Source organism: Arcticibacter sp. (assembly GCF_053551015.1).
On record NZ_JBMQOB010000020.1, the window covers coordinates 105,308 to 120,602 of the forward strand.

8 protein-coding genes are annotated in these 15,295 nt (G+C 47.5%); 7 read left to right on the forward strand and 1 reads right to left on the reverse strand.

What is annotated here, in order from left to right:
• Position 1: 1 nt before the first annotated feature.
• The 5 genes from ACO1NU_RS13715 to ACO1NU_RS13735 all read left to right on the forward strand — a co-directional run bounded on the left by ACO1NU_RS13715 (position 2) and on the right by ACO1NU_RS13735 (position 11,752).
• Positions 2 to 3,508: a malectin domain-containing carbohydrate-binding protein gene (locus tag ACO1NU_RS13715; RefSeq protein ID WP_448819057.1), complete on the forward strand. Its 3,507-nt coding sequence runs from the start codon at positions 2 to 4 to the stop codon at positions 3,506 to 3,508.
• Positions 3,509 to 4,095: 587 nt separating this feature from the next.
• Positions 4,096 to 7,176, forward strand: a complete 3,081-nt coding sequence (locus ACO1NU_RS13720; protein WP_448819058.1) for a SusC/RagA family TonB-linked outer membrane protein — start codon at positions 4,096 to 4,098, stop codon at positions 7,174 to 7,176.
• 10 nt (positions 7,177 to 7,186) lie between these two features.
• Entirely contained in the window at positions 7,187 to 8,959 is a 1,773-nt protein-coding gene (locus ACO1NU_RS13725; protein ID WP_448819059.1) for a RagB/SusD family nutrient uptake outer membrane protein, read from the forward strand.
• 287 nt (positions 8,960 to 9,246) lie between these two features.
• Positions 9,247 to 10,806: a sodium:solute symporter gene (locus tag ACO1NU_RS13730; RefSeq protein ID WP_448819060.1), complete on the forward strand. Its 1,560-nt coding sequence runs from the start codon at positions 9,247 to 9,249 to the stop codon at positions 10,804 to 10,806.
• Between the two features lie 13 nt (positions 10,807 to 10,819).
• On the forward strand, positions 10,820 to 11,752 hold the full coding sequence (locus ACO1NU_RS13735; RefSeq protein ID WP_448819061.1) for a dihydrodipicolinate synthase family protein: 933 nt from the start codon (positions 10,820 to 10,822) through the stop codon (positions 11,750 to 11,752).
• A 72-nt stretch (positions 11,753 to 11,824) separates the two neighbouring features.
• Here the strand turns inward: ACO1NU_RS13735 and ACO1NU_RS13740 are convergent, their stop codons facing one another.
• Positions 11,825 to 12,700, reverse strand: coding sequence for an AraC family transcriptional regulator (locus ACO1NU_RS13740; RefSeq protein ID WP_448819062.1), 876 nt, complete (start codon positions 12,698 to 12,700; stop codon positions 11,825 to 11,827).
• 253 nt (positions 12,701 to 12,953) lie between these two features.
• Between ACO1NU_RS13740 and ACO1NU_RS13745 the strand changes: the two genes are divergently transcribed.
• On the forward strand, positions 12,954 to 14,582 hold the full coding sequence (locus tag ACO1NU_RS13745; RefSeq protein WP_448819063.1) for a fucose isomerase: 1,629 nt from the start codon (positions 12,954 to 12,956) through the stop codon (positions 14,580 to 14,582).
• A gap of 5 nt (positions 14,583 to 14,587) precedes the next feature.
• Complete coding sequence (locus ACO1NU_RS13750; RefSeq protein ID WP_448819064.1) at positions 14,588 to 15,256, forward strand: DUF3826 domain-containing protein; 669 nt, start codon at positions 14,588 to 14,590, stop codon at positions 15,254 to 15,256.
• The last annotated feature ends 39 nt before the right edge of the window (positions 15,257 to 15,295 follow it).

Genomic DNA, 15,295 nt, shown 5'->3' on the forward strand with positions numbered 1-15,295 from the left:
TATGTACGATATACGAAGGTTTTTGCTCGTTCTATTTGCGGGCCTGTTTCTGAACCTGACTACAGAAGCCCAGGTTCGCAGGGAAATTTCCCTGAATGATGGCTGGCGCACTGTAGCTCACGACAAGGATCAGAATCTCTATAATGGTTTCGAGAGTGAAGGGTTTAAGGATGCCAGCTGGAAGCAGGTAGATGTTCCGCATAACTGGGACGCCTACGAGGGCTACAGAAGGTTGCTGAAAGGCAACCGGCACGGATATGCCTGGTACAGGAAGAACTTCAGCGTAAAAGCCAAAGGAAAGAACGATCGCTACTTTCTCTTCTTTGAAGGGGTAGGCTCCTATGCAACGGTATGGCTGAACGGAAAAAAAGTGGGCTATCATGCGGGTGGACGTACCACCTTTACACTGGACGTAACTTCAGCGATCCGCCTGAATGGCAACAATACCCTAGCAGTGCGCGCTGACCATCCTGATGAAATCCGTGATCTGCCCTGGGTAGACGGTGGAGGCTCAGAAGAACGGGGTTTCTCCGAAGGTTCACAACCCATGGGAATCTTCCGTCCGGTTCATCTGGTAGTTACCAACAATATCCGCATTGAGCCTTTCGGAGTGCATGCCTGGAATGACAATAAGATCTCAGCACGCTCTGCGCGGATCAACATGGCTGTAGAGGTGAAAAATTACGGCAATACGCCTAAGCAGCTCCGCATCGTGAACCGTATCGAGAACCGCGAAAGAAAAAAGGTTTTTGAAACAAGCACACAAAGGATGCTGCAGCCGGGAGTTACCGAAACTGTAAAAAATGAGAGTCCCGAGATCAAAGACCCTCATCTGTGGTCTATCGAAGATCCTTACCTGTACACCATCGTCACAGAGTTGGTAGACAATGGCAAGGTGGTCGACAGGCTGGAAACCCCTTACGGGATCCGCTGGATCAGCTGGCCAATCGGTCGCGCCTCAAACGACAAGCGTTTTTTTCTGAATGGCAAGCCGGTATTTATTAACGGAATCGCCGAATATGAACACCTTATCGGTGCAAGCCACGCCTTCAGCGCGGAGCAGATCCGCTCGAGGGTTATGCAGATGAAGGCCGCTGGATTCAACTCCTTCCGCGATGCCCATCAACCGCACAACCTCCGGTATCAGGAGCATTGGGACAAGATGGGCATTCTGCTGTGGACTCAGATGGCTGCACATATCTGGTTTGACAATCCTGAGTTTAAGAAAAATTTTAAAACCCTGATGAGGGACTGGGTAAAAGAGCGCAGAAACAGCCCTTCTGTTGTATTGTGGGGACTGGAAAACGAAAGTACACTGCCCGAAGAATTTGCCCGGGAATGCACAGAGATTATCAGAGAGATGGATCCGACAGCATCCTCCCAGCGTTTGGTAACTACCTGTAATGGTGGTCAGGGTACAGACTGGGATGTGCCTCAGAACTGGACAGGAACCTACGGTGGAGATCCGAAGCTCTATGGTGAAGATGTGAAGCGTCAGGTGCTTATCGGTGAGTATGGCGCATGGCGGACACTCGATCTGCATACAGAAGGGCCGTTTGATCAGAATGGCGTGTTCAGCGAAGACCGCATGACTCAGTTAATGGAGATGAAGGTTCGCCTGGCAGATTCTGTTAAGAACGAAGCATCAGGTCACTATTTCTGGCTCTTTACCTCGCATGATAATCCAGGCAGGGTACAGGGAGGCGAAGGCCTTCGCGAGCTCGACAGGATTGGTCCTGTTAACTACAAAGGCTTATTGACCCCTTGGGAAGAGCCCCTGGATGTTTATTACATGTTCAGATCCAATTATGCTCCCAAAGAGACCGATCCGATGGTATACATCGTATCGCATACCTGGGCAAACAGGTGGAAGTCGCCTGGCATCAAAGACAGCATCACCATCTATTCCAATTGCGATGAAGTGGAACTGTTTAACGATGTGAATGACGTCTCCCTTGGCAAAAGAACCAGAGGCGGAGTGGGTACACATTTCTCCTGGTCGAAAGCCGACATTCGTTACAATGTGCTCTACGCAGTAGGATATGTAAACGGGAAAGCAGTAGCACGCGATTATATCGTACTGAACCACCTGCCTCAGTCGCCGCGCTTTGAAGACTTCTTTCAGGGGGCGCAAAACCTGACTGCCGCCAAGAAGAATCTGAACTATCTCTACCGGGTAAACCTCGGTGGACCCGACTACAAAGATATCAACGGGAACGTTTGGCAAGCCGACAGGCAGCAAACGTCTGCAGATACCTGGGGATCAAACTCGTGGACGAAAGATTTTCCCGGAACACCGGCCTTCTTCGCCAGTCAGCGAAAAACACACGATCCGATAAAAGGAACCAAAGACTGGGCGCTGTTCCAGACCTTTAGATACGGAAGGGAGAAGCTCAATTTTGATTTCCCTGTGCCTGATGGCGAGTACACTGTTGAGCTCTATTTCAACGAGCCCTGGCTCGGTACAGGTGGCGGAATGGATTGTTCAGGCTTCAGGCTGTTTGATGTGGCGGTGAATGGCAAAACGGAGATCAGAAATCTGGACATCTGGAAAGAGGCCGGACATGATGGTGCCCTTAAAAAGACCTTGAAAGTGAAGGTACGCGGTGGTAGACTGAACATATCGTTCCCCAAAGTATTATCGGGGCAGGCCGTGATCTCAGCTATTGCCATTGCATCTGCCGATAAGAACATCAAGCCTGCGGGAGCCCCTGCCAGCCTGGTGCAGAACCTGAAAGCCCCATCCGACTGGTCATTAGAGACCTGGATGGATGCCGGAGACCGCCAGTACAATGGAGTAGAAAAGGTGGCCTTTACTTCCTTGCCGCCCGTATTGTACGGAGCAGACTGGATCAGAACCTCTGATAAAGGGGGACAGGCGACCTTTACACTTGCTGAAGAAGGCGATGTGTTTGTTGCCCTGCCTGAAGGTCAGTCCCATCCTGCCTGGTTGAAGGACTACGAAGACACCAAGTCTTATCTGGAGAACAGCCAGACTGCAAACTTTAAATTCAAGGTTTATCGTAAGCGCTTTGAAAAAGGCCAGTCCGTGCAGATTTCATCAGCATTGACAACAGCCGTCTTGCCGGCCAGTACACTCCAGCCTGCATTTGACCTGAAGAAGGTGGAAACCTATAAATCGCACATTGCGAAGTTTACGTCCAATATCAAAGCCGGAAAAGTAAACGAAAAAGACGCCGTTACCTTCCAGAAGGTATCTGGTGATGTTTTGGAATTCACATTCTCGGTAGGAGTTGCGGATACCTATTCCCTGACCCTGCGTTATGCCAATACAACGCCGAAGACCATGAAGGCGAAGATTCAGCTGGTGATGAGGGACGGTACACTCCTGAAAGAGGAAATAGTGGAGCTTACCACAAGTAAACCCGGAAAGTGGAACTACCTGAACGGAACGTCGGGCTCCATGATCAACGCAGGAACTTACAAATACAAGATTATCGCGATTGATGCTGAAGGTCTCAGTGTTTCAGCACTAGACGTGCAGTAAGCATCAGGCCTGAATAAATCAATAAGAGCTGTATCAAGCTGATGAACCCCAAAAGTTAGACAAGAACTTTTGGGGTTCACTTTATAATTATGATCACCCTCTCTTTCGTTTTAGGGCTTTTCATATTCGAATCATAGGTTCCGCGTAGTATGTCCCTGGCTGCGCTCTGGGGTCACCGCTGTTACACTCCGAAGCAGGTCACACGGAAACCTCATGCAGAACATTCGCTTTTACACAAAAAAACTAGACAGCCCTTAACCAGGCCAAAGACTTATCGGCTGGCTTCCCACGTTGGCTCCAGGCAGGCTGCCGCTTGTCGCCCGGCTATAAATACGTGATTTCTCCGTCTTTGATAAGATGCTATAATAGTAAGCCAATATGGTACAGGAATCTCTTGTAGCTTCGGTCTATATTTGACACTAAGGCTAATTTCCTGGGCGTGGCAATTGCTTAAGAATAGCTTAAAATACGGCTTTTTAGCCGCTACTAACCAATTTAGATACTATGACTTAAAAATTTCCATTCTCTGCGATAACACTATGTGTTTCCAGCCAATCAAACTGATTATTCACCATTAACCAATTATTATGAACTTGTTTTTACGAGTAAGTCATTGGCGGACTACGGTCTTGTCAGTGGGACTGCTTTGTTCCCCCTTACTGAAAGAGGTCGTTTTTGCGGCCGAGCCACCGATTCTCCCGGTTCTTAAAACGTCATCTTCGCGGAAAGTGAATATCACCGGTACGGTGAAAGATGCTAAAGGAGAGCCCCTTGTCGGAGTAACTGTTAAAGTGAAAGGCGCAACAGCCGGAACCAGCACGGATATTACCGGTACGTTCAGGCTCAACCTGCCGAAAGGAAATGAGACGCTCATTTTCTCCTATGTTGGGTTTGAGACCAAGGAAGTTACCGTGTCAGGCACGGTGGTGAATGTACAGCTCACTGAAACAAACAGCAGTCTGGATGAGGTAGTTGTTATCGGTTTCGGAACAGTTAAGAAGCGAGACCTGACAGGTGCGGTATCATCGGTAAGTGCCAGCGATATTGTGCTGACTCCGACAGCTAACGTGATGGACGCTCTTCAGGGAAAAGTTTCCGGAATGGATATCCTGAAGTCCTCAGGAAGGGCAGGAGCAGGAGTGGATATTGTAGTCAGGGGAAGCAGGTCCATCTATGGAGATAACACGCCGTTATACATCATCGACGGAATTGCGGGAAGCTATTCGAGCCTGAACCCCGCAGATATTGAGAGTATCGATGTGTTGAAAGATGCTTCGTCTACTGCGATCTACGGTTCGGCAGGATCGAACGGGGTAGTCATCATTACTACCAAGAAAGGCAAGGCTGGCAGGTCTTCCGTTAATTTCGATGCATTTTATGGATACAATGGCTTTCCGAAATATCCGCATGGTCTCACCGGTGATGCCTATCTGCAGCTCAAGCGGGAAGCGTATCGTGGGGAGCGGGGCAACTATCCGGAATTCATGAACGATATATTTACCAATCCGGCACATCTTGCCGCCTACGAAGCGAATGAATGGGTAGACTGGGTGGATCTGGCGTTTCACGATGGTACGCAGCAGAATTACAGTGCATCGGTGACGGGCGGAAATGAGAAGACCAATGCATATTTATCCCTCAACTATAATAATGAAGAAGGCTTACTCCGGAATGATCAATACAAAAAGTATGCGGTAAGAGCCAATATAGATCATCAGATATCCCAGAAGGTTAAGGTAGGGACGAATCTGCAGCTGACTTATACGGACAATGACCAGGCTGCCCAGAATGTTTTTGGAAACAGCCTGAGCTTCCTTCCTTTGGGAAGAGCTTTCGATGATAACGGCAACATCAACCATATTCCGATTGACGAGGTGACGAACCCGCTTTCGGATGAGATCCCCGACCAGTATGTCAACAACACACTGAACACCTACTTTGCGGGGAACGCATTCATCGACATCAATCCGGTCAAAGGATTAACATACCGGTCGGTTTTCGGTGCGACACTGGGCTCCTCAAGGCTCGGGAAGTACTTTGGCAGCCAATCTATTGCAAACCCGGAGGCAGGCTTTAAGCTACCTGCAGCGGTGATTACCAATGACCGCGATTATAACTACCGCTGGGAGAATATCGTCGGATATGAGTTCAGCATCCGGGATGATCACCGTTTTAACCTGACCGGTGTAACCGCCTGGGCAAAGAACCAGTGGGAACAGGCCTATGCGGGCGGTTCCGGTTTTGATCTGGACTCGTACTCCTTCTATAATCTGGCAGGCGCTACCACTTCCGTGATCCGCTCTTCTTATATTCAAACGCAGTCCCTGTCCTTCGTCGGAAGGGTAAACTATAACTTCCGTGGCAAATACCTTCTGTCGTTTTCCAATCGCTGGGATGGTGTTTCGCGACTTTCCGAAGGGAACAAATGGGATGTTTTCCCTGCAGGAGCAATTGCCTGGAGAATCAGTGATGAGGCATTTTTCAAGGATATCAAGAACATCTCTAACCTGAAGCTCAGAGTAGGATATGGTGTAACAGGTAACTCAGGCGGTGTCGGCGCTTATGGTACACAGGCCGGTGGCTTTAATGCGCCTAAGCCGGTAGGATTCGGACTGAATACCGCGGGTCCTGCATTCATTCTGAATCAGGAGCTCGCAAACACGGGTCTCGGATGGGAAAAGTCGTACAACACCAACGTGGGACTGGATGCCGAATTCATGAAGGGGCTGATTAACCTGACGATCGACTGGTACAATACAGACACCAAAGACCTCTTATACAAGCGCAGTATGCCTGCCACTCTGGGCGGATCATGGGGAAGTCCGTTCCGTATGTGGCAGAATATCGGTGCTACGAACAACCGGGGGATAGAGGTGATGCTGAATACGAACAACATCAATAAGAAGAATTTCTCCTGGAGCTCGGTCATCACCTTCGCCCGCAACAAGGAAAAGATCGTTTCGCTGCCAGGCGAACAGAACCTGATCTCTGACGGGCTGTTCATGAATCAGCCGATCAAAACATTCTTCGACTATAAATATCTCGGAATATGGCAGGAGAGTGAGGCCGCAGAAGCCGCTAAGTATAATTCCAGACCCGGCGATATTAAGCTCGCTACAGACGGGACATTTAAAGAAGACGGAACCCATGCGTATAGTGCAAATGATAAGATGATCCTGGGTTCTTCTGTACCCGATTGGACAGGCGGACTTCAGAATAATTTCACCTTCAGGGGCTTTGATGCCAGTGTATTGCTGACGGGCCGCTGGGGACAAATGATGTCGAGTAACCTGATCACGCGCTACAATCCAACGCTGGGTACGGCGAACAGTCCGGAGGATATCGATTACTGGACTCCCGAAAATCCCGGAGCGTATCTGCCAAGACCGGGGCTCCACTCGAGCACTGCCGGATATATTGGTTTTGATGCACTCAAATATGTAGATGGCTCTTTCTTTAAGGTAAGGAACATCACACTGGGATACAGTTTAGATAAAAAGGTGATGAGCAAAGTGGGTGTAGATAAATTCAGGCTGTACCTGACAGCAAACAATCCGTTCATCTTTGCGAAGAGCGACCTGCTGAAATATCAGGATCCGGAGCGTGGAGGAGCAGATAACTTCCCGCTTACCAAGCAGTTCGTATTTGGCCTTAACGTAACATTCTAAGAGTAAAAACATGAAAACAAGAAACGTATATATCGCTATACTGGCAGCGTGGATGGGAATGTCGTCGTGCTCGCTTGATGAAGTAAACCCTTCAGGGGTGACGGTGGATAAAATGGCATCAACCGTAGCCGGCTACAATAAGCTGTTGAACAGTTGTTATTTTGACCTTCCGCGTTATTTCTATGGTAGAAACCTGCTGTTGGTAACCGAGGGGGGGACGGATATCTGGACCTCGGATCTGAACTCCAATAATAACCAGAACTACATGAAATACGCTTCCGGTGGAGCTATGTCGATCGATATGGCCAAAGATTACTGGAACGGGGCATACGATGCGATCAATTATTGTAACCTGGTGATCGAGCGTGTTGGTCAGGTTCAGGATTTCAGCAGTGAGGCCCAGAAAAACGATATGCTGGGGCAGGCTCATTTCCTGCGGGCACTTTATTATTTTCATCTGGTGGAGCAGTTCGGACCGGTCGTGCTGACCTTGTCGGAAACCACTACAGCGGCCACCGAGGCCACCCGTACCCCAGCTCTGGAGGTTTATGAAAAAGCGATATTGCCGGATCTGCGCTTTGCAGCAGACAATCTGCCAGCAGTAACAGCAGAGCAGGGGCGCCCATCTAAAAAGGCGGCTATAGGTTTGCTGGCCAAAGCCTGTTTACAAACCAAGGAATATGGTACCAATGATCATCTGGAAGAGGCTCTGGCGAATGCGAAAAAGCTAATCGAATCGCAGGGTAGCTATAACGTGCAGCTATATGCCAATTTTATCGACAACTTCAACGCCGCAAACAATAAGAATAATAAAGAGGCGCTTTACGAAACACCCTATTCGCAGGCATACGGGTCGACGAACGTTTTTGACCATAACACCGATTTTAAGAAGTTCTACGCAACACCAACAGCTTTTGGAGCGATCCTCTCAGCAGGTTTTCAGCTGGAAGTAGGACGTTGGACAGGCGGCAGCTTTATGCCCAGCAAATATCTGCTGGATGTGTTCAGGAACGCAGACGGTAGTCTTGATCCGCGGTACCATTTGTCCTTCCAGACAAGCTGGACGGCGAACACCAATTACAAGTGGACTGTAGATGCCATCAAGCAGTTTGACCGCAGCAGCAATTTGACGGCAGGTACGCCGGTTGCAAACGGTGAGCTGGCGATCAAGATCAGTCGTCCGGGTGAGCCAGGATATGCTGTAGAGGCAGCAACGAAGCTGAATCAAAAGTATATCTGGGTTGATATGAAAGATCTTTACGGAGATGACAACCGCGTAAAGATGAAGTATAACCGCGTGAATGTTGATCCGGGAGAGGCTGATAACCCGTTTCTGAAATTTTATCCTTCACTGGTTAAGTTCAACAGCGGATCCCTGGTCAGTCCGAAAGCAAACAATTATACCAGTGATGCATCCGCTATTGTGATGAGGCTCGGTGAGGTATATCTGATTGCTGCAGAAGCGGAGTTCTATCTGAACAGGGCTGGCAATGCGGCAACATATATCAATGTCCTGAGAGACAGGGTGAAAGCACAGCGTGTAAACGCGGGCGATATAACGCTGCAATTCCTGCTTGACGAGCGCGCACGTGAATTGTGTGGGGAATACACTCGCTGGTATGATCTGAAGCGTACAGGGAAGCTCACGAAGGCATACCTGAGTGAGAAAAATCCGGATGTAGGTCAGTACTTTGTAGACGGCACTCACGGCTTAAGGCCAATTCCACAGGGGCAAATGGACGCGATATCTAATCCTTCAGGTTTTCAGAATAGCGGTTACTAAAAAAGCCCTTCATCAAATTGTTTCTATTCAGGAGGCTGATCATTTTCGGGATGATCAGCCTCTTTTATTTTATGCGTTTCCGGGAAGGAATCAGGCATTTGATAGTGATCCATCAGCAAAAAAGCGTCTTAAAAACACTTCTTGATAATATCCTATAATACTCAGAAAAAATGATACAGGAAATGCGTGGCGATGGAGCCTAGATTTGTCACGTTGAAAGGGGTTTCCTCTAATTATACCAAACGAACTTAAAGCAGTCAAATAATATTAGTTATTTGGCTATTGATATGAAGAACCTACCAATTTTTGATTTAGCTGTTATAGCAATTTATCTTCTAGGGATGATCGTTGTCGGCTTTTATTTTTCGCGGAAAAACAAAAGTTCTGATCATTTTACCAAAGCCTCAGGAACGATTCCGGGATGGGCGATAGGGATGTCTATTTACGCTACTTTTTTAAGTAGTAACACCTTCCTGGGAGTACCGGGGAAAGCGTTCGGCGATAACTGGAATGCCTTTGTGTTCAGTCTTTCCATGCCGCTCGCCGCATGGGTAGCATCCAAGTATTTTGTTCCTTTTTACCGGAGTACAGGAGAGATTTCTGCTTATACGAACCTGGAGAAGCGCTTCGGTGCCTGGGCCAGAACGTATGCGGTAGTTTGTTTCCTTCTCACGCAGCTTGCGCGCATGGGCTCAATCTTCTTTGGTATTGCCCTCAGCCTTCAGGCTCTGACCGGTTATTCCATGTCGATGATCATGATCGTTATGGGGATATGTATCATTATATATACCGTACTGGGCGGTATTGAGGCAGTTATCTGGACTGAAGTGGTTCAGGGAGTGATTAAGACCCTGGGTGCCATGCTCATCTTATATCTGATAGTTGACGGAATGCCTGGTGGCGTATCTTCTATCATGGAAATTGGCAAGGCGAACGACAAGTTCAGCCTGGGCAGTTTCGACTTTAATTTCGTCCAATCCTCATTCTGGGTCGTGCTGCTGTATGGGTTCTTTATCAATCTGAATAATTTCGGGATGGATCAGAACTATGTGCAGCGCTATCATACTGCTCCTAATTCGAAGGAAGCTTCGAAGTCGCTGTGGCTCTGTGTTTTCCTGTATGTTCCGGCCTCGTTGCTGTTCTTTATCATCGGCTCTGCACTGTTTGCCTTTTATAGTGTGAACCCGGAGTTTACTGAAGTGCTGAAACAGCAGGTTGCCGTAGAGCGCCTTCCTGTAGGTGCATCAGTCGCTCAGATCAACGAGCTGGCAGCAACGCTGAAACCCGCGGATTACGGGGATAAGGTAATGCCACACTTTATGGTGACCAAGATCCCTGCGGGATTGGTAGGATTAATCGTGTCGGCTATCCTGTCGGCCGCTATGTCGACCATCAGTTCAGGCATGAATGCATCTGCGACGGTTTTCTCCGTGGATATTTACAAACGCTATTTTAAGCAAGATATAAACGAGAAGCAGACCATGTTTGTGCTTCATATGTCGACAGTGGTTTTCGGACTGCTGGGGATGGGGGCAGGTATCGCCATGATTGGTGTGAAGAGCATCCTGGACGTGTGGTGGCAATTATCGGGGATCTTCGCGGCCGGTATGCTTGGTCTCTTCCTGTTGGGACTGATCAGTAAACAAAGCAAGAATCACGAAGCGATTATCGCAACGATCATCGGTATCCTGGTCATTATCTGGATGACGTTCTCGCCGCTGCTTCCTGTAGAATACGATTACTTACGTAATACACTTCATTATAATATGATCATTGTGGTGGGTACGCTAACCATTTTCCTGGTGGGTGTGCTGCTGACAAGGATTAGAAAACGCTCAATAGAATAGATATTTAAGAAATATGGACAACTCGAAGAAGGGCTTCATACCCGTGATGCTCACTCCTTTTAAAGACAATGGAGAAATTGATTATAGTACTTTAACCAGATTGACTGAGGTTTACCTTGAGGCGGGTGCGGCTGGATTGTTTGCGAATTGCCTTTCAAGCGAAATGTTTGAGCTTTCAGATACGGAGCGCATCGACGCTATCAAGCATATCATCAAAACGGTAAACGGAGCAGTTCCGGTAATCGCTACAGGTACGTTCGGCGGACCTATCGCAAAACAGGCAGATTTTGTGAAGAGGGTAAATGATACAGGCACAGAGGCAGTTATCGTGATCACCAGTCTGTTGGCTGAGGAGTCTGATTCGGAGGAGTATTTCAATTCTCAGGTTTTTGATCTGATTGATCAGACTCCAGGAGTGCCGTTGGGTTTCTACGAGTGTCCGGTTCCTTACAAAAGACTTTTATCTGCTGAACAGCTGAAGGGCTTCGTGGATACCAAGAGAGTGATCTACCATAAGGATACCTGTCTGGATATCGATCAGGTAAGGGCAAAGCTGAAAGCTACGGAAGGCGCGAAATTCGGTCTGTATGATGCCTATATGGTTCACGCGGTAGAATCGTTGAAAGCAGGATCATCCGGTTTGTCATGTATTCAGGGAAATTACTTTCCGGAGCTGATCGTTTGGTTATGTGATAATTACAATAATGCGGCACTGGCAGGTGAAGTGGAAAAGGTACAGCAGTTCCTGAACGACAATATGGATGTTATGCACAATGTATATCCGATTGTATCGAAATACTTCCTGCAGAAACGCGGACTAAATATTTCCACCTTCACCAGAAGAAAAGTAGGGGAGTTTACCGGTGCGGTAACTAACCAGATTGAGACGCTGTTTAAGGATTACAATTACCTTCAGCAGGAATTAGAGCTTCGCATACAACTATAGCGGACTGAGGGGTTGGGTGCGGAAGCATTATTTTGGATGTTACGCTTTTACATTCAATCCCTCATTCTGATTTTATATCTTTTGCAGATACTGCCTTTTATAGTCAAGCGGCGTAAGTCCCGTTACCTTCTTGAAATGCCTGTAGAAGTTTGACACGTTGTTGAACCCGCAGTCAAAGCAGATCACCTCGGTAGGCAGCTTATCTTCAATAAGCGCCCGGCAGGCATGGCTGATCCTGATTTCAATCAGGAAATCATAGTACGTCTTCTTTGTCATCAGCTTGAAATACCTGCAGAAAGAGGTAATACTCAAGTTGCTGATCTCCGAAATTTCTTCCAGGCTTATTTCCTTTTTGTAGTGGGTCAGGGTATAGTTATAGACCTTATTCAAGCGGATGGTATCCGTTTCGGTGGATTTGTTCAGCGTATGCTGGCCAGTGACGATGCTTTTATAGTCCTCGGCTTCCGCCAGAGTTTTCAGGATTGAAAGCAGGATGATGATCTTATCCAGTCCGGATGCATCTATAGCTGAGAACATCAGTTCACGAAGTTTATCCTTGCTTTCTCCATGGATAACCATGCCTTGTTTCGCTTTTTCGAGCAGTTTGGGAATCAGGTAGGCTTCAGGAAGATGCAGAATATCCTTGCCCAGGCAATCTGGCAAGAAGTGAATAACGATGGCTTCCACTTCCAGGTTAGAATCGGCTGCGAAGTACTCATCTTTGCAGCGCCAGGTGTGAGGCAAGTTTTCTCCAAGGAGAATAAGTTCGCCCGAAGAAAAGTTACTGATATTATCGCCTATAAACCTTACGCCTTCACCCCTTATCGTCAGATGCAGTTCGAGCTCCGGGTGGTAATGCCAGATCGTATCAAACCTGGGTCGGATATCATGTCTGATACTGAAAGAGCTCTGAAGTTTAACCGGAACTTTATGAAATAAGGGCTTCATCTGAATAGTTTTTAGCGTTTCTTTCCTTTGGCAAGTATACACCAAATAATCTAATTAGAATGCTAAGATCCTACAGAAATTGGATAACAACCTGCAACAATACTATTACAGCCTGGTGCATATTTGTAGCACTCAGCAGGATATTTTCCTTCAAAATCCTAAAAAATCACCGAAGGAAATGCGTGTTTTTGAGTTTGTTAACGTAGTCAATTTATTATTGACAAATTCATAAAGAACCTATAAAAATTATACAATGTTGAAAGGAAATAAGGAAGTTTTATTAGTTGCCAGTGGAGATCTTCGCATAGCTGCAAACCAGAATTGCTGGGCTACTCAGAACGAGATGGAGCAGCTTCTGACGAAGGCAATCGAAAAGCTCGGATGGACAGTGAAACGTGCGCATACATACAATGAAGTAAAAAAACACGGTTTTATCGATTCTCAGAAGATGGGAATGGAGGTATTTCGCAACCTTGATCCTGAACAGCCTATTATCGTTGCAGAGAGCGTATGGCAATATAGCCATCACGTTCTATCCGGATTGACGACCCATAAAGGACCGATCCTTACGGTAGCTAACTGGAGCGGACAGTGGCCTGGCCTTGTAGGTATGCTGAACCTGAATGGTTCCCTGAGCAAGGCAGGAGTAGAATATAGTTCACTCTGGAGCGAAACATTCGAAGATGAGTTTTTCATCAACTCACTAACTGAGTGGTTTGAAACCGGAGTCATCAAACACGATCAGAGCCATGTTAAAGATTACAGCCTGGTGAAGATCCCGCAACGTGAAGAGCAGATCGGTAAAGAGTTCGCTAAAGCATTTAAAACCCGCAAGGGAATCATGGGGATCTTCGACGAAGGTTGTATGGGAATGTATAATGCGATCGTACCGGATGATCTGTTGCACCGTACCGGTTTCTTCAAGGAACGTTTAAGCCAGTCGGCTCTCTTTGCCGCTATGCGCAAAGTGAGTGTGGACGAAGCAGAGGAAGCCTTGAATTGGCTCCTGGAGCAGGGCATGACGTTTGAGTGGGGTGAAAACCCGGAAACGGAACTTACCCGTGAGCAGACACTCGAGCAGTTGAAGATGTATATCGCTTCATTGCGTATCGCAGACGATTTCGGTTGTGACACAATCGGTATCCAGTATCAGCAGGGATTAAAAGACCTTACTGCAGCCAGCGACCTGACAGAAGGCTTATTGAATAACAAATTACGTCCGCCGGTATTATCCGAGTCGGGTGAAGAAATCAATGCGGGACATGCTCTCCCTCACTTCAATGAAGTTGATGAGTGTGCCGGTATTGATGGATATGTGACCTATCATTTATGGGAGCAGCTCGGACTTGACGGCTCGAACACCTTACATGACCTTCGCTGGGGACAGCAACGGAATGTAAACGGCGTAGACGAGTTCGTGTGGTTATTCATGATTTCAGGAGCAGCTCCGGCTTCACATTTTATCGACGGTTACAAAGGAGCTTCAAGTGTTCGTCAGCCGTCCATGTTCTTTCCTTTCGGCGGTGGAACCCTTAAAGGCATCAGCAAACCGGGAAGCATCGTATGGAGTCGTGTATTCGTAATGGATAACAAACTTCATTGCGATTTGGGAGTAGGAGAGGCTATATCTCTTCCGCTTGAAGAAACGCAGAAAATCTGGGCAGAGACCAATCCTGAATGGCCTGTAATGCATGCTGTGCTGAACGGAGTGACACGTGATCAGATGATGGCACGTCATAAAGCGAACCATATTCAGGTAGCATATGCACCGGATGCAGCGAAAGCGCAGGAGCTTTGCAGGCTTAAAGCCGCGGCAATGACCGGACTGGGTATAGAAGTTCACTTCTGCGGAAACGTAGATTATAACGGTTCTCAAAACTAATCGTCATGAAGAAAAGGTTGCTATTTGCACTGGCTTTTGCATGCTTCACATCAGCAGGCTTTGCACAGCAAGGAAACGATGCAGAAAAAGCTGCATACAGGAAAGTGATTACCGAGCGCGCTGACAAGATAGCCGTTAAGCTCGACATCACCGAAGCATCGAAGAAAGACCTGGTTCGCGATATCATCGCGGACCAGTATATAGCCTTGAACGACATTCATTCAGCACGGGATGAGAAGATCAAATCGCTGAAGGCAGATCAGAGCCTAGATAAATCAGCACGGGCGTTGAAGATCAGCCAGGTTGAGGCAGAGGCCGGTCCGAAGCTTGCGCGTCTTCATAACGAGTATATGGCAAAACTCAGCAAACAGCTGAGCAGAGCGCAAATAGAGAAGGTAAAGGACGGGATGACCTACTCTGTACTTCCAATCACATATAAAGGCTATATGGAAATGCTTCCTAATCTGAATGAATCGCAGAAGGAACAGATTCTTGCTTACCTGACTGAAGCCAGAGAATATGCGATGAATGCGGGTTCCTCCGATAAAAAGCATGCCTGGTTTGGTAAATATAAAGGCAAGATCAATAACTACTTATCTGCACAGGGCGTAGAAACCAAGAAGGCCCGGGAAGAGTGGGAGCAGAAGTTGAAAGAGCGGGAACAAACCAAGTAGTTTTCCGTATACGGTAGCATGCTAATATGCTACATGATC